17 protein-coding genes are annotated in these 20766 nt (G+C 56.0%); 9 read left to right on the top strand and 8 right to left on the bottom strand.

What is annotated here, in order from left to right:
• Positions 1–53: 53 nt before the first annotated feature.
• From metC to N7D90_RS10170, 6 genes are read right to left on the bottom strand one after another with little or no spacing between them, the layout of a single operon-like run.
• Complete coding sequence (metC, locus tag N7D90_RS10195) at positions 54–2825, bottom strand: cystathionine beta-lyase (RefSeq protein WP_261742037.1); 2772 nt, start codon at positions 2823–2825, stop codon at positions 54–56.
• Positions 2826–2869: 44 nt separating this feature from the next.
• Positions 2870–3463: a cysteine dioxygenase gene (locus N7D90_RS10190; RefSeq protein WP_261742036.1), complete on the bottom strand. Its 594-nt coding sequence runs from the start codon at positions 3461–3463 to the stop codon at positions 2870–2872.
• A gap of 17 nt (positions 3464–3480) precedes the next feature.
• A complete protein-coding gene (locus N7D90_RS10185; protein ID WP_261742035.1) occupies positions 3481–4317 on the bottom strand; it encodes an amino acid ABC transporter ATP-binding protein in 837 nt (278 codons plus the stop codon).
• Positions 4304–4990 carry an amino acid ABC transporter permease gene (locus N7D90_RS10180; RefSeq protein WP_261742034.1) on the bottom strand — a complete coding sequence of 229 codons (687 nt, stop codon included), beginning with the start codon at positions 4988–4990 and terminating at the stop codon, positions 4304–4306. The genes N7D90_RS10185 and N7D90_RS10180 overlap by 14 nt, the downstream gene beginning before the upstream one ends.
• Entirely contained in the window at positions 4980–5714 is a 735-nt protein-coding gene (locus tag N7D90_RS10175; RefSeq protein WP_261742033.1) for an amino acid ABC transporter permease, read from the bottom strand. The genes N7D90_RS10180 and N7D90_RS10175 overlap by 11 nt, the downstream gene beginning before the upstream one ends.
• A 4-nt stretch (positions 5715–5718) precedes the next feature.
• Positions 5719–6558, bottom strand: coding sequence for a transporter substrate-binding domain-containing protein (locus N7D90_RS10170; protein ID WP_261742032.1), 840 nt, complete (start codon positions 6556–6558; stop codon positions 5719–5721).
• A gap of 250 nt (positions 6559–6808) precedes the next feature.
• Here N7D90_RS10170 and N7D90_RS10165 point away from each other — a divergent pair, with 250 nt between their 5' ends.
• Entirely contained in the window at positions 6809–7660 is an 852-nt protein-coding gene (locus N7D90_RS10165; protein WP_261742031.1) for a LysR substrate-binding domain-containing protein, read from the top strand.
• Between the two features lie 7 nt (positions 7661–7667).
• Here the strand turns inward: N7D90_RS10165 and N7D90_RS10160 are convergent, their stop codons facing one another.
• Positions 7668–8120 (bottom strand): carboxymuconolactone decarboxylase family protein, encoded by a 453-nt coding sequence (locus N7D90_RS10160; protein ID WP_261742030.1) that lies wholly within the window; start codon positions 8118–8120, stop codon positions 7668–7670.
• 132 nt (positions 8121–8252) lie between these two features.
• Here N7D90_RS10160 and N7D90_RS10155 point away from each other — a divergent pair, with 132 nt between their 5' ends.
• Positions 8253–9656 carry a PLP-dependent aminotransferase family protein gene (locus N7D90_RS10155; protein WP_261742029.1) on the top strand — a complete coding sequence of 468 codons (1404 nt, stop codon included), beginning with the start codon at positions 8253–8255 and terminating at the stop codon, positions 9654–9656.
• Between the two features lie 162 nt (positions 9657–9818).
• Here N7D90_RS10155 and N7D90_RS10150 read toward each other — a convergent pair whose 3' ends face one another.
• On the bottom strand, positions 9819–11609 hold the full coding sequence (locus tag N7D90_RS10150) for a putative bifunctional diguanylate cyclase/phosphodiesterase (protein ID WP_261742028.1): 1791 nt from the start codon (positions 11607–11609) through the stop codon (positions 9819–9821).
• A 922-nt stretch (positions 11610–12531) separates the two neighbouring features.
• Here N7D90_RS10150 and N7D90_RS10145 point away from each other — a divergent pair.
• The 7 genes from N7D90_RS10145 (at position 12532) to pseG (ending at position 20728) form a co-directional block, all read left to right on the top strand.
• Positions 12532–12972, top strand: coding sequence for a low molecular weight protein-tyrosine-phosphatase (locus tag N7D90_RS10145; RefSeq protein ID WP_261742027.1), 441 nt, complete (start codon positions 12532–12534; stop codon positions 12970–12972).
• A 40-nt stretch (positions 12973–13012) separates the two neighbouring features.
• Complete coding sequence (locus N7D90_RS10140; protein ID WP_261742026.1) at positions 13013–15241, top strand: polysaccharide biosynthesis tyrosine autokinase; 2229 nt, start codon at positions 13013–13015, stop codon at positions 15239–15241.
• 252 nt (positions 15242–15493) lie between these two features.
• A complete protein-coding gene (locus N7D90_RS10135) occupies positions 15494–16720 on the top strand; it encodes a lipopolysaccharide biosynthesis protein (RefSeq protein ID WP_261742025.1) in 1227 nt (408 codons plus the stop codon).
• A 44-nt stretch (positions 16721–16764) separates the two neighbouring features.
• The gene (gene pseB, locus N7D90_RS10130) at positions 16765–17763 is read left to right on the top strand and encodes a UDP-N-acetylglucosamine 4,6-dehydratase (inverting) (protein ID WP_235574709.1); all 999 of its coding nucleotides are present in this window, start codon (positions 16765–16767) and stop codon (positions 17761–17763) included.
• 3 nt (positions 17764–17766) lie between these two features.
• Complete coding sequence (gene pseC / locus N7D90_RS10125; protein WP_261742024.1) at positions 17767–18927, top strand: UDP-4-amino-4,6-dideoxy-N-acetyl-beta-L-altrosamine transaminase; 1161 nt, start codon at positions 17767–17769, stop codon at positions 18925–18927.
• Positions 18924–19619 (top strand): pseudaminic acid cytidylyltransferase, encoded by a 696-nt coding sequence (pseF, locus tag N7D90_RS10120; RefSeq protein WP_261742023.1) that lies wholly within the window; start codon positions 18924–18926, stop codon positions 19617–19619. The genes pseC and pseF overlap by 4 nt, the downstream gene beginning before the upstream one ends.
• A 47-nt stretch (positions 19620–19666) precedes the next feature.
• The gene (gene pseG / locus N7D90_RS10115) at positions 19667–20728 is read left to right on the top strand and encodes a UDP-2,4-diacetamido-2,4,6-trideoxy-beta-L-altropyranose hydrolase (protein ID WP_410012284.1); all 1062 of its coding nucleotides are present in this window, start codon (positions 19667–19669) and stop codon (positions 20726–20728) included.
• Positions 20729–20766 lie beyond the last annotated feature (38 nt).

The raw sequence follows: 20766 nt of genomic DNA, 5'->3' as shown, positions 1-20766 counted from the left end.
GATTTCACGACGACTTCGTCGCCGAACGCAGCCTCGCCGAGGCTCGTCAGCGGCTACATCCTTGTAGCCGCTGTCGAGTCAAACGAGGCTGCGTTCGGCTGCGCAGCCGCAAACCCTCGCTGCAAATCCTCAATCAACGCTCCCACGTCCTCAAGCCCTATATGCAACCGCAGGACCGGGTTCAATGCCCGATCCTGCGCACTCTCGCGGTCCTTGAGGTCGCCCTTGATCACCAGGCTTTCATACCCCCCCCACGACGCACCCAGCCCAAATAACTGCAACGCATCGATAAAACGCTCGACGTAACGCTCATCAACATCACCCAGCTCAAACGAAAGCAGACCGTTGCTCCCGGTAAAATCCCGCCTCCACAAGGCATGGCCAGGATGCTCGGGCAACGCCGGATGGAAAACCTGTTTCACCTGTGGTTGCGCCTGTAGCCAGCGGGCGATTTGCAGTGCCTGGCGCTCATGCACCTCCAGCCGCGGCGCCAGGGTACGGGCGCCACGCAGTACCAGATAAGCGTCATCCGGGCTGACGGTGGTCCCGCAGGTGTCACTCATCGACATCAGCGGTCGCCAGGCCGATTGCAGGGTACACACGCTACCCATCATCACGTCGCTGTGCCCGCACAGGTATTTGGTCAGAGCCATGATCGAAATATCAGCCCCCAACGCCAGCGGCCGATACAAATAACCCGACCCCCAGGTGTTGTCCACGGCCAGCAGGATGCCCCTTGGCTTGCACAGCGCGGCGATGGCTGGCAGGTCGCTGAGTTCGTACAACAACGAACCGGGTACTTCGGTGTAGACCATTCTGGTATTGGCTTGCAGCTTGCCATGCAGGTCGTGACCGTCAGGCGCGAAGTAGCTGACCTCGATACCAAACGGCGCCAACAGCTCCAGCGCCAGATGCCGCACGGGGGCGTATACCGCGTCGGTAATCAACACATGATCGCCGGGACGCAGGTAGGCCAAAAAGGTCTGCGCGATGGCGGCCAGACCGGTGCCGAACAGCCGGGTGCGATAGCCTCCCTCAAGCTCGGTGACCAGATCTTCCAGGGCGAAGGCCGTGGGGTTGCCCCTGGCGCCGTAGCTCAGGACGCGCTCGCTGTCGCGCCGGTTACGGGCGTCGCGCATCTGCGCCATGCTGTCGAACAGCACCGTGCTCACCCGTGTAACCGGCACATTGACCGCTCGACCGCCCGGGCCTTTTTCGGTACGTGCCGCATGTACCAACCGGGTACGTACACCGCTCTGCTGCGCCGGGAGCAGTTTGAAACCGGCAATCTCGGCGGCACTCATCTGCGCCAGCAAACCGGTTTCCCAGGCCAGATACTGACGCGCGGCGTCCTTGTTGCCCGCATGGCGGTCATGGGTGAAAAACAGAAAGTCGATGCACTGCGCATCAGGCAATGTGCCGGTATCAGCATGCAGACTAAAACCGGCGGCGCGCCAGGCATCAACGCCACCGTCCAGCAGTCGCACCTGCTGACGCTGTGCATCCGGTAACTGCTGAACCGCCAATGCCGCCAGACGCGGATCATCCGCGATCATCACCAACGGACGCGGCTCAGCTACCAGCAGCGGGCGGGTCGACCAACGCGAACCGGCAATATGCGCTTTGCGCCAGGCCATGCTCGGACGCAGGTCAATCAGCGCTACTGCGTCATTCTTCAAGGCTTGGGCCAAAGCCTGCGGGCTGATCAATGGCAGGGCCTGCACGATGGGCGCATCCAGCACAGGCAGCACCAGGCCGCTGTTCACCCCACCTGTCAGCACATAAGCCTCATGCCCCAACTGCCGCAACCAACTGGCGACGACAGGTGCGCGGATGCCATCGCTATCGACCAGCACCACCCGCGCCTGACGCACGCCGATATACAAATCGGTGGACTGGATCAACTGCCCGCCCGGTGTGTGTTGCGCACCCGGCAAGCTGCCTGCCGCGAACTCCTCGGCGGTACGCACATCGCACACAAACAGGCTACGCCCGACGTCTGCGACCCACTGTTCAACCTTCGCTGCATTAACGCTGAGCACCCCGGCCCGTTGCGCCAGTTGCTCTGCTGCCAATCGCTGTTCAGGCAAGCGCTGCGCTGATACGGCATCGGTATAACGACGGCTACTGCCGTGCTCAAGTTCAAGGTCTTGCAGAAACCAGCCCTGAGTGCCGTTTTCCAGAGCGTAGATCGGGTTTTTAAGGCCCAGATTGATCAACGTCTGGGCGCCAATGATGCTGCGGGTACGACCGGCGCAATTGACCACGATCGGCGTGCTGTCGTCCGGCACCAGATCATGCACCCGATAGCCCAGCTCACCGTTCGGACAGCAGATCGAACCGGGGATGGTCATTTTGCGGTATTCATCGAACGGGCGACCATCGAGCACCACCAGCGGCGCACCGCCAGCTTGCCAGCGGGCCAGTTCCTGGGCGCTGATATGCGGCGTATGGCTGGTCTCTTCCACCCGTTCGCCAAAGGCCTTGGACGGCACATGCACCCCGGCGAACAGTTGCAGCCCGGCGGCCTGCCAGCCATCGGCGCCACCGTCGAGAATGTGCACCTGCGCATAACCCAGCGCCAGCAAACGCCCCGCGGCAGCGGCGGCCACGGCGCCGCCGTCCTGATCGTAGATCACCAGCCGTACCTGAAGATTGGGCGCCAGCCGCCGCGCCTCCAGCTCAAGGCGGCTATAGGGCAGATTAACCCCGTAAAACAGATGAGCTTCGCCATACTGGCCGTGTTCGCGTACGTCAAACAGGGCAATTTCATGCCCGTCGAACAACCACTGCTGCAACTGCCCGGGTGTGAGGGTCTGGCTCATAAATGTCCCGTCTGAAAAATTGAATTATTGACCGTGGTCGGTGTTCAGTAGGCCTTGATCGACGGGGCCATTTGCGAGGCGTTGTAATTGAGAATCCGCCCTTGGGCATCGACGCCATAACGTCCGTTCAGGGACTCCAGCGGCAGGCCGTAAAGATGGAAATGCAAGGTCGCCTGCTCGCCCTCGACCTTTATCCCGTGCAGGTCATCACCCAGAAACGAGATCGAAGTGCCGGGCTGCACGATCACTTCACGCTCCAGATGCAGAGAGGTGAAGCCCGGCTCGCGCCCCTCATCGCTGCGCCGGTAGACGTAGTTTATTTCCTGGCCTTCAACCGCACTGATAATGGCCCAGGTTTCATGGTTGTGCGCCAAGGTGCTTTTGCCTGGCAACAGCGAGTTCAGGTACAACGTCGGAGTATCGCCATCGTCATTGAGGCGGTAGCGAAACGCGGTACTGCCCTGCCCCGGCACAGGTGCCGGGAAATGCTCGAAATTGAACAGGTCACGGCGCTCGGCCAGGTCTTCGAGCAAGGTGACGATGTGTTCCAGTGCCTCGCGGTCTACACCGCGCTGGTTGATAAGGCGGATTTTCTGCAGGAAATCCTCGATGACGACAGCACGGTTATCGGTACTCATAAAGTAGCTCCTCGGTGTTACACGGACAGGCTGTAGCGGCTCAGATTAGTCAACAGATACGGGTCGCTGACGATAGGCCCACGCCGCGCCGGTGCACCCAGGGCGTGACGTAGAAACTCCCGGGTGCGCTCGTTGGCAGGGTGTTCAAAAATCTGTTCGGCGCTGCCGTGCTCGACAATCACGCCATTTTCAGTGAAGTACACGACATCGCTGATTTCCTCGGCAAAGCGCATTTCATGGGTCACCAGCACACAAGTCATGCCCTCCTGCGTCAGTTCGCGAATCACCGTCAGCACTTCGCCGACGGTCTCGGGGTCAAGGGCTGAGGTGACCTCATCGAACAAGATCAGTTGCGGGCGCATCGTTAACGCCCGGGCAATCGCCACCCGTTGTTGCTGGCCGCCGGACAATTGCCCCGGATACGCATCGGCCTTGTGCTCCATACGCACCTTGGCCAGAAGGGCCCGGGCGTCTTTCTCAGCATCGATACGGTTACGCCCCAGCACCTTACGCGGCGCAATCATCAGGTTTTGCAGCACCGACAAATGCGGGAACAGGTTGTACTGCTGGAACACAAAGCCCACGCGTTTGCGCAACTCAATACGCTGGGCCTCGCGGGTCAGGGCGTCAACCCGCGTGTCGGCAACCCGGATCTGCCCACGCTGGGGCTGCAACAAGCCGGTGATGCAGCGCAGGATCGTCGACTTGCCCGAGCCCGAAGGACCAATGATCGATACCGCTTGACCTGGATAGACATCAAGATTGATTCCTTTGAGCACCGGGTTACCGGCAAATGCCAGGTGTACATCGCGCAGGCTGACCAGAGGCTCGACGACGGATTCAATAGAAGGCATAACGTCGCTCCAGGCGTTGGGTCAGTCGGGAAATCGGATAGCAATACGCAAAGAACAACACCAGCAGACTCAGGTAAACCAGTACGGTAAACCCGGTCAGGTTGACGGTATTGCTGGCAATTTGTGCGGTGTCGATCACGTCATGTACGCCCACCAGCGACGCCAGCGCCGTACCCATGGTGACGACCGCGTAGAGGTTCATCCACGGCGCCAGCATGCGTTTCAGGCATTGCGGCATAATGATCGAGACAGCAATCTGCCAGCGACTGAAAGCCAGTGAGCGTGCGGCCTCCCACTGTGTACCGGGGATCGAGGCAACAGCCCCGCGCAGGATCTCAGCCACATTGGCGCTCGCCGGCAATGCCAGGCCGATAGTGACCTTGACCCAGTCCGGGAACGGGATGTAAGCGCTGCCAACATGGATTTCGAACGGAAACACATAGGTCGTGAAGTAAATCAGCACCAGCCAGGGCGCATTGCGAAAAACTTGCACCCAGAGCCGCGCAGGCAAGCGCAGCAGACGCCACGGCGATAACGCCAGCATCCCCACCAGTAAGCCCAGCACTGTCCCCAGGCCGATGGCCAGCAGGCTGATCAGAATATTTTGGCCAAAGCCTGCGATCAGCGCGGGCGACCATTGCAGCAAGGCCATGCATACCGACTCAATGGCCATAACCGGGCATCCTCAGGCGCGCTTCAAGGTAGCGCCCCACGCAGTTGACGATAAAGCTCAGCAACCCATAAAAGCCCAGCAACAGAATCATCAGCTCCAGCACGTTATCGCTCTGGGTCCAGATCATGATCGCCGAATAGGTGATGTCCCCCACCGCAATGGCAGAGGCCACAGCTGTCATCTTCACCAGATCGATCAGGTTGTTGATCAACGACGGCAAGGCAAAGCGCAGGGCCAGCGGCAGTTGCACGTTCCACAGCAACTGGCGGTTGCTGAAGGCCAGCGATCTGGCGGCCTCGAGGGTCACGGCCGGCACCGCCTCGATACCGGCGCGCAAGGCTTCTGCATGGAACGCTCCTTTGTGCAGCGAAATCACGATTACCACCCAGGCAAAGGGCGTCAGCGGGTTGGCCGTGCCTACGGCCTGATTGAGCAGCATGTTCAGCACCAGAAAGGCGCAGTACAACTGCACCAGCGTCGGGGTATTGCGCGTGACTTCAATAAACACCCGCGCCGGGACTGCCAGCGCGCGCTTGCCCGAGGTCAACAACGCCGCCAGCCCCAACCCCGTCAGCAAACTGCCGATGATAGTCAGCAGGCACAGCCACAACGTGGTCAGCGCCCCCTGCGCCAAGGTTGAGCGCGGGTAGGCATCCAGCAGAAAACCGTAGTTGAGGCCTAGGCTGGAAGCCCAGTGGACGAAAAACTCTAACCAGTGATTCACGATTTCAGGCGCCGCTGGCCTGGAACTTCTGTTGCAACTCCACCAGTGCCGGTGATGCGGGGGTGATGTGGTTACGGGTCTGGGCCTCGATCAGCCAGCCGCTGCGATGCAGCTCCTGGACAATGGGGTCGAGCCTGGCCTGGGTGTCGGTTTCTCCACGCCGGGTCCAGATCACTGAGGGCGCCGGGTTCAGCTCGGGGGTCAAGGCACGATAGCCCTGCCATTCGGCAGAGTCGGCAAGCAGCGGATTGATCAGCGTGGCGTCATGCACGGCAGCTACGCAGTTGTTGCCGCGCAGTGCCAACAACGACTCCGATGAGCTTTTGAATGCCTTGATCTGCGCCCCGAATTCGGTCAGCGGCTTGACGTAACTGCTGCCCTGGGAGGTGCACACCGGCTGGTCTTTCAAATCTTCCCAACGGGCGATGGGGCTGTCCTTGAGCACCGCTGCGCTCCCGCCAACGCGGTAAAACGGCGTGGGCACGGAGCCGAGGATCTCACCACGCTCAGGTGTCCACTCCATATTGGCGATCAGCAGGTCGACTTTACCCTGCTGCAAGAACTGCACGCGGTTGGCAGGCAACACAGGTACCAGTTGCACCTGCGCCCCCAGTTGGCGCCCCAACTCTTGCGCAAGATCAACATTCAAACCTCGCGGTTTTTGGGTTGCAGGATCGATCCCGCCAAAGGGGCCACCAGAAAGCAGCACACCGACCACCAGCACATGCCGTTGCTCGATTTTGTCCAGCGTCGCATCGGCGTGGGCCGCCGTGGTTCCCGCAAGGGAGATCAGGGCGCCCAGCATGACAGGCAACAAACGGGTAACGGGTGAGCGCTCAAACATGGATATCCCCTTATGGATGATCGGCGTTCCCCGATCTGATAAGCGAGCATCCTAGGTACAGCGCTGAAGCAACGGAAATGCAAATATCTAATATCGTTATAACTCTACGCACTCCAAGGACAGACTAAAAATGCATATCCCCGTATTTATTGGACATGACTCCATCCCTCCAAAAACACACTCAACAAATACATAAGAATATGTAATCTTTAAGTTCACTCCCTTGATACAAGGCAGCTCAAAAAACGCCATGTCGACCCTTGATCTCGAATTACTGCGCACCTTTATAGCCGTGGTCGATCACCACGGCTTTGCCCAGGCCGGCACCCAACTGGCCCGCACCCAATCCTCAGTCACCCAGCAGATGCAGCGCCTGGAGCAGCAGGTCGGGGTCGGCCTGTTCGAGAAACGCGGGCGACAAAAAACACTCACCGAAGCGGGCCAACAATTACTGCGCCATGCGCGGCAAATGCTAGCCCTCAACGATGATGTTTTGAGCTCCCTGCGCGAAAGCAGTCTCAGTGGCGTGCTGCGCATTGGATCGCCCCACGATATTGCCGACACCATCCTGCCGCCGATCCTCAGCCATATCGCCCGCTCGGCACCGCGCTTGCGCCTGGAGATTGATGTCGGCCGCAGTCCGTTCCTGATGGACGACCTGCACCGGGGTAAGGTCGACATGGTGATTTCCACACGCCAGGGACCGAACCTCGAAGGTTTCCCCCTGCGCACGTCCCCGGTGTGGTGGATCTGCTCGGCGCAATACGCGCACAACCCCGGCGAACCGTTGCCACTGATTCTGGTGGATGAACCGAGCATTTATCGGCGCTATGCTCTGGAGGCCCTGGAGCAGGCTAATATCGCCTGGCGCCAGGCGTACCTGGCATCGAACCTGATAGGTATCAAGGCGGCAATCCGCGCAGGGCTCGGGGTGACCCCAAGAAGCATGGAAATGCTCGGCCCGGACATGCGCGTTCTCGGTGAAAACGATGGCCTGCCCCGCCTGCCGGACGTGACCTACTACCTGTGGATTCGCGCCAATACCGTGAACCCGCTGGTGCGTCGGGCCTATGAGCTGATCAAGAGCAACCGCGGGCTTTAAGCGCAGCTCAAACCCGTGCGGCGGCAGGCTTCAGGCGGAAGGCAACACCAAAACGGTTGTAGGCATTCATCAACCCGATTGCATAGGTCAAATCCGCCAGCTCTTTGTCGTCGAACTCATCTGCAGCGGCCTGGTAATCCGCATCCGGAATCCCGGTTTCAGCAACTCGAGTAACTGTTTCGGCCCAGGCCAGCGCAACCTGCTCACGGGTGGTGAACAGTGCTCCGGCTTCGTGCCATACGGGCACCAGCACCAGCTTTTCGACCGCCAGACCAGCCTTGAGCAAATCCCGCGAATGCAGGTCGATGCAGTACGCGCAGCCATTGATTTGCGAAACCCGTAGGTAAACCAGATCAATCAGCGCCTTGGGAAAACCGCTGTTTTGCAGATATACATGCACGCCACCAAACGCTTTGGAGCCCTCGGGTGACGCCTTGGAATAATCGATACGTTGATTCATGACTGGCCCTTGCATTGGCTGTTTAAGTGACGCCATAGTGCGGTTTCTTGGACCTGTCCAAAAGAGCCATGATTTACCTTTATCTCCAGGCCATGATCACTCCAACCCAGGGATCAAGAACAAGGCTAGCCAATGACAACCCCCGCATCACGCTTCTCGCCCCTCGACCCGACCTCCAGCGAGCCCATCTACCGGCAACTCTACTGGCGCTTCCGGGATGCCATCGCCAATGGCTTGCTGGCTCCGGGAGAACGCGTACCTGCCGCCCGAGCGCTGGCCAAGGAGCTAGGGCTGGCCAGAGGCACCATCGACACCGCATATTCACTCCTGACCTCGGAGGGCTACCTGCAAGCTCGCGGCCAGGCCGGGACCATCGTGGCGCCGGACATCACGATCAAACCTGCACCAGACACTCGCAGCCCCCAAGCCAGCCCGGTCACCCGGCACCCACCTGCAACCCTGCCCTTTCAAATGGGCCTGCCCGCACTGGATGCCTTCCCGAAAAAAATCTGGGCCCAAATCGGCGCACGCTGCGTACGCAGCACCCGCGCCCAGGACATGGCCAACCCTTCAGGGCCTGGCTTGCAAGCATTGCGCGCAGCCATAGCCAGCTATCTGCAGGTTTCCCGCGGCATTGCCTGCTCGCCTGAACAGGTGTTTATCACCTCGGGCTACCGAGACAGCTTGTCACTTATCACCCACGCGCTACTCAAGCCTGCGGATCGAGTGCTGATTGAAGACCCCGGCTACCCACCTACCCGCCAATTGCTGGAACAACTGCAAATACACACCGTCGCCCTGCCCGTCGACCAGGACGGAATGCGCGGACCTTCTGCGGACATTGTTGCGCAGGCGGCCGTGGTCACCCCCGCTCATCAAAGCCCGCTGTGCGTGTCACTCTCACTGGCGCGCAGGCTGGAACTGCTGGCATGGGCCAATCGGCACAAAGCCTGGATCATCGAAGACGACTACGACGGTGAATACCGCTACATCAGCCGCCCGCTGCCAGCACTGAAAAGCCTGGACCGCGATGGACGAGTGCTCTACAGCGGCACATTCAGCAAAGTACTGTTTCCGGGATTGCGCCTGGCCTACCTGGTGATCCCGCAGGCTCAGATCGAATGCTTTCAACACGCCAGCCAGACCTTGCGCAGCAGCTGCCCGGAGCTCACCCAGGCCATTGTTGCGACCTTTATGAGCGAAGGCCATTTCGCGCGGCATATCCAGCGTATGCGCAAACTCTATAGCGAGCGCAGGGCCTTCACCGTAAACGGCTTACAAAAAGTGCTGGGCAACCATGTACACATCGACAGCAATCCGGGCGGCATGCACTTGATCCTGCGCCTTGATGGGCAACAGTCAGACACACAACTGGTCGAACGCATGCAGCAAGATGGCCTCTCTGCAGAAGCTCTGAGCGAGTGGAGCCAGCTGGGCGAAAAAACGTCGGGACTGCTGCTGGGGTTTGCCAATATTGAGTCACAAGCCAGCGCCGAGGCGCTGGGCAAACGGATTTTGGCGCTGCTGCAGGGATAACTGTGCGCACAGATATCGCGGCGCCTCTGTGGGAGCGAGCCTGCTCGCGAAGGCCAATAACGATACCGCGTGCTTGCTGGATAATCGCGATGCCCTTGATACCTTCGCGAGCAGGCTCGCTCCCACAGTAGGGTGGGCAACCAAATCATCGCCCACACAGGCTCAGATAAAGCTGCGCGGATCCCGCAACAAGGCTTCCAGCTCGCGCGCAGGCAGAGGCCGACAAAACAGATAGCCTTGCACCTGATCACAGCCGTTATCCGTCAGGAATGCCAACTGCTCACGAGTCTCTACGCCCTCCGCGATAACCTGCAAGTTGAGGCTATGAGCCAACTCAATAATCGTGCGGGCAATCGCAGCGTCTTGAGGATTGAAGGTAACCTCACGAATAAACGCGATATCGATTTTCAGTTTATCGATGGGAAAACGACTCAGGTACGCAAGGCTTGAGTACCCCGTACCGAAGTCATCAATGGAAATTTTCACCCCGATATCCCGCAGCGTCAGCAGGCTGGCAATCGTATGCGGGGTATTTTCCATCAGCGAGCCCTCTGTCAACTCAACCTCGAGCCATTGCGGCTCGAGCTGATGGGCTTTGAGCGAGCGCTGTATATCGTCAATCAAGTCGCCTTCGCTGATCTGCAGCGCCGAAACATTGACGGCAACTTCCACCGCCCCCAACCCCGTGCTCTGCCAGTGCGCTATCTGGCTACACACGCGATCAATCACCCACTGCCCCACGCGAGATATGAGCCCAAGGCTCTCGAGCACAGGCACAAATACCGCCGGGGACACAGCCTCCCCCGCAGGCCGCGGCCAACGCAACAGCGCCTCGACCCCGCAAATACGGCCGTCACTCAGACTGATTTTAGGCTGGTAAAACACTTCGAACGCCTGCTTGCGCACGGCATCACGCAACGCGGTTTCCAGCTCCTGACGCGCCAGAACCTCGACATTCATTTGCGCCGTGTAAAAACGGTAAGTATCCCTGCCCGCCTGCTTGGCCAGCCCCATGGCCGTATTCGCATGCTTGACCAGACGATGCGCGTCGGCGCCATCGTCCGGGTACAGCGCAATACCGATATTCGCCGTCATCGGGATGTCATTGCCCTGCAGCTTGAACGGTTCACGCAATACTTCGCGTATGCGATCCACCATTTGGCGCGGGCCGGCCTGACCCTTGCGGATCATCAGGATCAATGCCAGTTCGTCACCATCCATCCGACCCAGGGTGTCGCTGACATTCAGGCAGTTGGACAAGCGCTGACTGAACTCACCCAGCACCTGATCCCCCAGCAAATGCCCCCAGGTCAGGTTGATACTCTTGAAATCATTCAGACCAACCGTGACCACAGCCAATTGCCAACCCCTGAGCGCCGCCTGGGTCAGGCCCATCTGCAACGTGGTGTAAAACAGGTTGCGATTGGGCAACCCGGTCAACGGGTCGTAGTTGGCCATTTTCAGCAAACGCTCATCGGAGCCCATTGCGGAACGGAACCGCTCCAGATCCAGAGTGCGTTTTTGCAGTTGCTGCTCAAGCATCAGGGTATGGACTGCCTGATAGTCACCAAACGCCTTGAGCCGCAACAAGTTGCGCACCCGCAACCATAACTCGTCACTGGCAAACGGCTTGCAGAGGAAATCCTCGGCACCCGCCTCCAACCCCAAAAGTCGGGCACTTTGCTCACCCAGGCCCGAGAGCATGATTATCGGGATATTTGCAGTAGATGCGCTGGCCTTGAGCTGGCGGGCGACTTGATAGCCATTCGTGTCCGGCATCATGGCGTCGAGCAGGATCAAATCCGGTGGCTGCTGGGCAACCAGGGCCAAGGCCTGCTCACCCGTGCTGGCAGTCAACGTGCGATAGCCCTGCTCTTGCAACAGGATTTCCAGCAGATTACGAACTTCGGCATCGTCGTCAACAATCAAGAGTGTGGCAGAGGTATTGGACATGGATAGCGCTCAAATAAGCGGCTGTGAAGGCGGGTTTATGCCCGATCTGCTGCATCCTTGCTCGGCGTTTTTTGTCCATATTAAGGGTGCAGTAAAGCACTGTTACGAGCCCTTCACCACGCCAGACGCAAACACTCCCTCGCTCAAAAACCCCTTACCGCAACACCAGGCGGCCATGGGAGGAGCATCGTCGACACCCGCAATGACCACAACGCCCCTGCAAGTCATGCTTTGGTAACAAAACAGTGGTTCAGTCGTGGATACATGCAATAACTAAACGGTTTGAATAATGAGGCGACGGTTATATATGCCCTTATTGAAAAACAATAATCATGGCCTTACCAATAACGGCCATTTGTCGCGACAGATTTATAGAGTCAACTTATTGGCATATATCATATTGCCACCATTACAAAAGACAGCCGAGCACTGGTCGCAAATCCGCACCAGACAGACCCTGCCGAAAAACCACTTTTGCGCCGACAAGGTTCCGCCTCGCCACCAGGACCCCCATGACAATAGACCTGACAACCCCAGGCGGAACCCCACCCAGCAGCGCGCAAAGCCCGAGATATCGGCCTTTGGCGAGGGTTATTTTTGGTCAGGAAGGGCAAAATGTTATTTATTGTCGGGCAATATTTATTGAAAAGCATCTATATAGCTCGAATAAAATCATCTGCTGATTTAAAGGTTGATATTGCATTCGCTTCACAGTTAATATTTTAAGTGTTCAACTTCGTACCGACCCTTTATCCGTAATAAAGCGGGAGCACCTGTGCTCCAGCCCAGGCCATAGCCACTCAAACTGATGAGGGCAGCCTTTATTGATAGGCACCGCCATTCCCTGGATAGGGGATATTGGTCGTGACGATTCGTTAAGTGCTCTCGCAGGCTGAGCATGTTTGGCACAAAGGAAGCTGCCTTGTTTAAACGAATCATGATTGTCTGCATTGGCAATATTTGCCGCAGCCCTACCGCCGAACACCTCTTGCGGGTCGCACTTGCGCCCTCCGACATCGTCGTGAGCTCCGCAGGCCTCAGTGCACTCAAAAACAAGCCCATCGAAGCCACCGCCCGTGCTGTCCTCGAAGAACACGGCAACGTGCTGACCGAGCACAGCGGCAGCCAACTGACGGCTGCATCCATCAATGAGGCCGATCTTATATTGGTCATGGAACAACAGCACATTGGTGGTGTCCTAAGCCTCGCTCCAGAGGCAAGGGGCAAAGTTTTTTTGCTGGGCAAATGGCAAGACAACCGCGAAATCAAAGACCCGTACCGTCAAGGCAAGCCAGCCTTTGAACATGCGTACGCGTTGATTGACGTCGCCGTAAATGCATGGGCCCAGCGCATTAAGCGTTGAGTCACTCCACGAATTATATTTGAAGAAAAAGAACCGACCTATGCAGCAAGCACCCGTGACAAAGCCCCATGAACAAGATGACGATAACGACGAAATTGACCTGATGGGGTTGTTGGGCACATTGCTCGACCACAAATGGTTGATTGCTGGCGTGACTGGCGTCTTTATGGCCGCGGGGGTTGCTTATGCCCTGCTGGCGACACCGGTGTATCAGGCGAATGCGCTGATTCAGGTTGAATCCAAAAAAAGTGACATGCTGGGCTTTTCAGATATCGGCAGTATGCTCGGCAAAGAATCACCGTCAGCAACAGAAATCGAAATCATAAAATCACGCAAAAATATTGGCGCTGCGGTCGATAACTTGCAATTGGATCTTGAAGTAAATAACAACTACTTCCCACTGATCGGCGAGTTTGTCGCCCGACGCTTCAAGCCAGAAACCGATAACAGCGTGGCTAGCCCACTGTTCGGCATGAATAGTTATGCCTGGGGTGGAGAGCAACTGAAGCTCGGTGAGTTAGAGCTACCCCATGAACTGCTTGGCAAGGAGCTGACCTTGGTCAGCGGTGATGCAGGCAGTTTTACATTGCTGGATGAGAACGGTAACCTGTTAGCCAAAAGCCAAGTTGGGCAAATCTACAACCAGAATGGCATCAAGCTGCAAGTTGAAGCACTGCAAGCTAATCCCGGGACCACCTTCAGCGTAACTCGCTACCCACGCCTGACTAGTATCCTGAATTTCCAGAAGGTGCTAGATGTAGCTGAGCGTGGCAAGGAATCCGGCATGATTGGTCTGGCACTGGAAAGCACCACCCCTGCCAAAGCCATTCAAATACTTAATGAAATCGCACGCCTGTATGTGCAGCAAAATATTGAACGCACTTCAGCTGAGGCAGCTCAAAGCCTCAGCTTTCTGAAAGATCAGTTACCCCAAGTGCGCAAGGATCTGGAAAAAGCAGAAACTGCGTTGAACCAGTTCCAGATTCGCAGTAAATCGATTGATATCAGTCTTGAAGCCAAAGCGATTCTCGACCAGATCGTGTCACTGGACACCAATATCTCGACCCTGAAATTACAACAAGCCGAGATGGACCGAAAATTTACCCCGCAGCACCCAGCTTATCGTGCGTTGATGGGACAACTTGCCGAACTGACTAGCAAGCAGCACCGGCTAGCCAAGCAAGTTGAAGGGCTGCCTACTACCCAACAAGAATTGCTGAGCCTGACCCGCGACTTGAAAGTCAGCACCGAGATTTATACCCAGTTGCTGAATAAATCTCAGGAACTTGACGTTATGCGGGCAGGTACCGTGGGCAACGTGCGCCTGATCGACACCGCCGATGTAGACCTGCGAAACCCTGTCAAACCCAAGAAAGCCCTGATCGTACTGATTGCCACTCTACTCGGCGCCTTCTTGGCCATTGGTTATGTGCTGTTTCGCAAGGCGCTTAACCGCGGCGTGGAAAACCCGGATGACATCGAGAAGCTTGGCTTGCCGGTGTACGCCTCAATTCCGTTTAGCTCACTGCAGAAAGTTGAAGACGAAAAAAGCCCTAACGGTCGTGGCAGTCGCACTACTCCGTTACTGGCAAGTAGCCATCCAACGGACCTGGCGATTGAAGGGCTGCGCAGCCTGCGCACCAGCCTGCACTTCGCCATGCTGGAAGCCAACAACAACCGCCTGATGATTTCTGGCCCAAGCCCCAAGGTCGGCAAGTCTTTCGTCTCCGCTAACTTGGCCGCCGTAATTGCACAATCTGGCCAACGAGTACTTCTGGTCGACGTGGATATGCGTAAAGGCTATATCCATAAGATGTTCGGTATTCCCGTAGAGAACGGGCTGTCCGACTACCTGGCAAAACGCTGCGACCTTGACACCGCGATTCATAAAACTGAAATCGAAAACCTCGATGTTATAGGTCGTGGACAGATTCCGCCTAATCCGTCCGAATTGTTGATGCATAAAAACTTCAGCGAGTTCCTAGACTTGATCAGCTCCAAGTACGACCAGATAATTCTCGATACACCACCATTCTTGGCCGTTACCGATGCCGCAATTGTCGGTCGCCAATCGGGCACCAACCTCATTGTTACTCGTTTTGAGCTAAACCCGGCACGCGAAATTGAATTGACCATGCGTCGTTTTGCCCAAAATGGCATTGAACTAAAAGGCGCGATTTTCAATGGCGTAGAGAAGCGTGCATCCGCCAAGTATGGCTATGGCGCATATGGTTATTACAACTACGAATACAAATCAGATAGCGTTTAACAGCTAATTTTTTAAAAACCCAATAGACCCCTTAATGATTTAAGGGGTTCACTTATCACCCTGACCACATAATAAAATCTATCAACCCGCTCTCAAGGACTAGCATTTAATCTTGGGGCGGTAGCATGCCTGAAACAGATACAAGACACAGATACAAACTCAATTTTCTCGGCACTACTTTGTTCTTTCAAAAGCCCCCATCACTTGCTCGCCCATTAAAAGACACAATAATTCATGCCAAAGCACAGCCTCATGCGATTTATCAACATTGCTCTGCGTGGCACGACTCTCGCTAGTAAGTTTTTGTTGATTTTTTTTCTGGCAAAATTTCTTGAGCCACAGGAGCTGGGGGTCTATGGTCTTCTGACCGCAACTATAGGCTACGCACTTTACCTTCTGGGTTTTGACTTTTACACTTACACAACTCGTGAAATTCTCAAGCGAAAACGTCACGAGTGGGGTGGATTACTAGTGGACCAAGGAGCCCTCTCCGCGGTGCTATATGTCATATTTTTGCCACTATTGAGTCTGATTTTTATAAAAGAAATCTTACCCTGGAACTATGCGGCTTGGTTTTTCGTACTACTAGTGCTAGAACACCTGACCCAGGAATTAAGTCGTCTATTGATAGCCATTTCGGAGCAATTGCTCGCCAGCGCTATGTTATTTCTGCGCTCTGGGATTTGGGCTGTATTAGTAACAATGCTAATGTTTTTTCGCCCCGACACTCGCGACTTGAATATTGTGCTGGGCAGCTGGACAGCTGGCAGCTTCCTAGCCTTGCTATTAGGACTATACCGTTTAAGGCAATTAAAAATTTCAGGATGGAATAAGAAAATTGACTGGCAATGGATTGGCCAGGGTCTGAAAGTTGCGATCCCCTTGCTACTAGCTACTTTAGCTCTGCGTGGTTTATTCACGATAGATCGTTATTGGTTTGCAGATCTGGCCAATATGGAAACGCTTGGGGCTTATGTATTATTCATTGGCATCAGCAGCGCACTTATGTCATTTCTAGATGCTGGTGTATTTGCATTTATCTACCCTGAACTTATCAGCGCGCATCACAATAAAGACGCCCATGTTTTTCGTTTAAAAGTACGAGCATTACTATGGCAAACACTGACACTTTCAGCTGCATTCGCGATTGTCGCGCTATTGGTTATAGACCCACTACTATTCTGGCTTGATAAGCCGTTATATACAGAGCATAAAAATCTATTCCCTTGGACATTGCTAATCATGCTGATCTATTCGATGGGCATGATTCCGCACTATGCACTGTATGCCCAAGGACTCGACCGCCCCATTATTCATAGCCATATAGCCAGCCTGCTGATTTTCATACCCGCTACCTGGCTGATGTCCCAGTACTGGCCCCTGCAAGCAGTACCCGCGGGCCTATGTATAGCCTTCTTGTCAATTTTGCTGTGGAAATGCCTGGCTTTTATCCGTTTGACTCCGGCGCAGTATCGATAACGTCTCACCCAACTGTTTAAGAATTTCACAAAGGAACCTGTTGAATGCTTACTAACAAAACGATTCTTGTCACTGGCGGCACCGGCTCTTTCGGTAATACTTTCGTACCGATGACCCTGGCCAAGTACAACCCGAAAAAAATCATCATCTTCTCCCGTGACGAGATGAAACAATGGGACATGGCCAAGAAGTTCGAGGGCGACTCGCGAGTACGCTTCTTCATCGGCGACGTACGCGATAAAGAGCGTCTGTACCGCGCCCTGGACGGTGTTGACTATGTAGTGCATGCCGCTGCGACCAAAATCGTGCCGACTGCCGAGTACAACCCGTTTGAATGCGTAAAAACCAATATCAATGGCGCCATGAACCTGATCGACGCCTGTATTGACAAGCGCGTACATCGTACCGTTGCCCTGTCTACCGATAAGGCGAGCAGCCCGATCAACTTGTACGGTGCTACTAAACTGGCTTCCGACAAAATGTTCGTCGCCGGCAACTCCTATTCCGGCAGCCATGACTCAACCTTCTCTGTAGTTCGTTACGGCAACGTAATGGGTTCGCGTGGTTCGGTGATCCCGTTCTTCATGTCGATCAAGGACAAGGGCGTACTGCCAATTACAGATGAGCGCATGACCCGTTTCATGATCTCGCTGGAAGATGCAGTAAAACTGGTTTGGCACGCATTCGAAGATATGGAAGGCGGCGAGATCTACGTTAAAAAGATCCCGTCGATGAAAGTAACTGATCTGGCCCGCGTAGTTGCCCCGGAAGCCGAGCAGAAAGTTATCGGTATCCGCCCAGGCGAAAAGCTGCATGAGCAGATGATCAGCGCTGAAGACGCCTACTACACCTACGAATACCCGGAACACTTCAAAATTCTGCCTACCATCAATGGTTGGGCCGACTGCCCTAAACGCATCAAAGATGGTGTGCGCGTGCCTGAAGGTTTTGTTTACGCCAGCGACAACAACACCGAATGGATGAGCGATGCCGATCTGGAAAACTGGATCGAAATCAACCGCGCCAAGATCGGGAGCATCTAAAGCATGATTCCCTACGGCCGCCAAGACATCACCCAGACCGATATCGATGCGGTCGTGGGGGTGCTGCAATCTGATTTCCTGACCCAAGGCCCCATGGTGCCGCGTTTTGAGCAAAGTGTTGCTCAGCACGTCGGAGCCCGCCATGCCCTGGCCGTGAACAGTGCCACCTCGGCATTGCACATTGCCTGCCTGGCCCTTGGGCTTGGCCCGGGCGATCGGTTGTGGACTACACCGATCACTTTTGTCGCTTCGGCCAACTGTGCGCTGTACTGCGGTGCCGAGATTGATTTTGTCGATATCGACCCGCGCACGTACAACCTTTGCCCGCAAGCGCTTGCGTTCAAACTGGAACAGGCCGAACGCGATGGCACGCTACCCAAGGTAGTAGTTCCCGTGCATTTGTGTGGCCAGCCCTGCGATATGCAAGCCATTCATGCATTATCCCAGCGCTATGGCTTCAAGATTATTGAAGATGCTTCTCACGCCATTGGTGGTAAATACCAGGGCGAGTTCATCGGCAACTCCCGCTACAGCGATATCACTGTTTTCAGTTTCCATCCGGTCAAGATCATTACCACCGCAGAAGGCGGCATGGCACTGACCAACGATGACGAACTGGCAACCAAAATGGGCCTGCTGCGCAGCCACGGGATCACCCGTGACCCGGCGCAGATGACTCATGAAGCCGACGGTCCGTGGTACTACCAGCAGATCGATCTGGGCTTCAACTACCGCATGACCGAACTGCAGGCCGCATTGGGTGTTACCCAGATGGAGCGTCTGGATCAGTACGTAGCCCGCCGCCATCAACTGGCCCGTCGCTATGACGATCTGCTGGCTGGCCTGCCGGTTACCGCGCCTTGGCAGCACGCAGACAGCTACTCCGGTCTGCACCTGTACGTGATTCGCCTGCACCTGGATCAAATCCAGAAAACTCACCGCCAGGTCTTTGAAGCACTGCGCGAACTGGGAATCGGCGTCAACCTGCACTACATCCCGGTGCACACCCAGCCTTACTACGAGCGCATGGGCTTCAAACCGGACGACTTCCCACAGTCGCAAACCTACTATCAGGAAGCTATCAGCATCCCGATGTTCCAGACCATGACCGATGAGCAGCAAGACGAAGTCATTGCTGCCCTGCGCCAGGCGGTGCAGGCATGAAGCTGGCGATCATCCCTGCCCGCGGAGGCAGCAAGCGTATCCCACGCAAAAACATCAAGCTGTTCTGCGAAAAGCCGATGATCGCCTGGTCCATTGAAGCAGCCCTGCAAAGCGGCTGCTTTGATCAGGTCATTGTATCTACCGATGACGAAGAGATCGCCGATGTGGCGCGCCGCTACGGTGCCACGGTGCCATTTGTGCGCCCGGCCGAACTGTCTGACGACCATACCGGGACCATTCCGGTTATTCGCCACGCCATTGAGTGGGTCAATGCACAAGGGCAATCCGTGGAACAGGCTTGCTGCCTGTATGCCACGGCCCCATTTGTGAGCCCCGAAGATATTCGTCGTGGTTTTGACACCCTGCTCGACACTGGCAGCGATTACGCCTTCTCGGTCACCAGCTACGCCTTCCCGATTCAGCGGGCGATCCGCCTCAATGCTGAAGGGCGGGTTGAAATGTTCAACCCTGAGCACTTCAACACCCGCTCGCAAGACCTTGAAGAGGCCTTTCATGACGCAGGCCAGTTTTATTGGGGCAAGGCCGATGCCTGGCTGCAAGGTCGGATGATCTTCAGCCCTGCCTCGGTCCCGGTGGCTCTGCCGCGACATCGCGTACAAGACATCGACACCCCGGAAGACTGGGTCCGTGCCGAATGGTTGTTCAAGGCCATGCAGGCTGAAGCACAGTGAGCAAGCAAGCCATCAGGGTTGCCTTGCGCGTTGATGCCTCACTGCAAATGGGTACAGGGCATGTGATGCGTTGCCTGACCCTGGCCGACTCGCTCAAGCAGCAAGGCGGCGAATGCCAGTTTATTTGCCGGGAACATCCCGGCAACCTGGTTGAGCACATCCGCAATAAAGGCTTTCAAGTACATGTTTTACCCCTTCTGGCTCATGCAGTTGAACAGACGACGATCAACCCGTCACAACTGGCTCATGCTGCTTGGTTAGGAGCAACACAGGAACAGGACGCAGCTGAATGCGCTGCCATTCTTGAGCAACTGACACCTGACTGGCTGATCGTTGATCACTATGCCCTCGATGCACGCTGGGAAACGGCGTTAATGCCGCGCTACCGCAAGCTGATGGTGATCGACGATCTGGCAGACCGGCCTCACCGGTGTGACCTGCTGCTGGATCAGACCTTTGGCCGTGATGCCAAGGACTATGCTCCCTGGACCCCAGAGACCTGCACCCTACTCTGTGGTTCGCAATATTCCCTGCTGCGTCCGGAGTTCGCGAACTTGCGTGACTTCAGCCTGAAACGCAGGGAAACACCGCAACTCGAACACCTGCTGATCACCATGGGTGGCGTCGATAAAGACAATGCCACCGGGCAGATTCTGAAGGCATTGAGAAGCGCAGAGTTGCCAGCCAACTGCAATATCAGCGTGGTGATGGGCAGCACCGCGCCCTGGCTTGACGACGTTCGCCAACAGGCCAGTCAAATGCCCTGGCCCACAACGGTCAAAGTCGGTATCAGTGATATGGCCCAATTGATGGCCGAAAGTGACTTGGCCATCGGCGCCGCGGGTGCAACATCCTGGGAGCGCTGCTGTTTGGGTTTGCCAACCATAATGCTCGTACTGGCCGATAACCAACGGAAAATCGCCCAGAGTCTTGAGCATGCCAATGCGGTGTACGTGTTGCATGAACCGCAGGAAATACCCGATTGCCTGCCTGATTTATTAAACAGACTTGCTGCATCAGCGTCTAAACGAACAAGCATGAGCCAAGCTGCCTCGCAGATAGCAGATGGCATGGGAGTAGCAAGGGTCATCCAATATTTGGAGTTTTAAATTGACTGCAAGCGCACCAACGGATTCACGTGTACGGC

Source organism: Pseudomonas fragi (genome assembly GCF_025426255.1).
In the GTDB taxonomy this organism is placed as follows: Bacteria; Pseudomonadota; Gammaproteobacteria; order Pseudomonadales; family Pseudomonadaceae; genus Aquipseudomonas; species Aquipseudomonas kulmbachensis.
The sequence above is the reverse complement of the archived record's forward strand: the minus strand, read 5'-3'. Positions and strand labels throughout refer to the sequence as shown.

Excerpts from the sequence above, each read along its gene's own strand:
- N7D90_RS10180 (WP_261742034.1), bottom strand. The coding sequence starts at position 4,990 with ATGGCCATTGAGTCGGTATGCATGGCCTTGCTGCAATGGTCGCCCGCG.
- N7D90_RS10190 (WP_261742036.1), bottom strand. The coding sequence starts at position 3,463 with ATGAGTACCGATAACCGTGCTGTCGTCATCGAGGATTTCCTGCAGAAA.
- N7D90_RS10135 (WP_261742025.1), top strand. The coding sequence starts at position 15,494 with ATGCGATTTATCAACATTGCTCTGCGTGGCACGACTCTCGCTAGTAAG.
- N7D90_RS10140 (WP_261742026.1), top strand. The coding sequence starts at position 13,013 with ATGCAGCAAGCACCCGTGACAAAGCCCCATGAACAAGATGACGATAAC.
- metC (WP_261742037.1), bottom strand. The coding sequence starts at position 2,825 with ATGAGCCAGACCCTCACACCCGGGCAGTTGCAGCAGTGGTTGTTCGAC.
- pseG (WP_410012284.1), top strand. The coding sequence starts at position 19,667 with ATGGGTACAGGGCATGTGATGCGTTGCCTGACCCTGGCCGACTCGCTC.
- N7D90_RS10185 (WP_261742035.1), bottom strand. The coding sequence starts at position 4,317 with ATGCCTTCTATTGAATCCGTCGTCGAGCCTCTGGTCAGCCTGCGCGAT.
- N7D90_RS10150 (WP_261742028.1), bottom strand. The coding sequence starts at position 11,609 with ATGTCCAATACCTCTGCCACACTCTTGATTGTTGACGACGATGCCGAA.
- N7D90_RS10160 (WP_261742030.1), bottom strand. The coding sequence starts at position 8,120 with ATGAATCAACGTATCGATTATTCCAAGGCGTCACCCGAGGGCTCCAAA.
- pseC (WP_261742024.1), top strand. The coding sequence starts at position 17,767 with ATGATTCCCTACGGCCGCCAAGACATCACCCAGACCGATATCGATGCG.
- pseB (WP_235574709.1), top strand. The coding sequence starts at position 16,765 with ATGCTTACTAACAAAACGATTCTTGTCACTGGCGGCACCGGCTCTTTC.
- pseF (WP_261742023.1), top strand. The coding sequence starts at position 18,924 with ATGAAGCTGGCGATCATCCCTGCCCGCGGAGGCAGCAAGCGTATCCCA.
- N7D90_RS10170 (WP_261742032.1), bottom strand. The coding sequence starts at position 6,558 with ATGTTTGAGCGCTCACCCGTTACCCGTTTGTTGCCTGTCATGCTGGGC.
- N7D90_RS10165 (WP_261742031.1), top strand. The coding sequence starts at position 6,809 with ATGTCGACCCTTGATCTCGAATTACTGCGCACCTTTATAGCCGTGGTC.
- N7D90_RS10155 (WP_261742029.1), top strand. The coding sequence starts at position 8,253 with ATGACAACCCCCGCATCACGCTTCTCGCCCCTCGACCCGACCTCCAGC.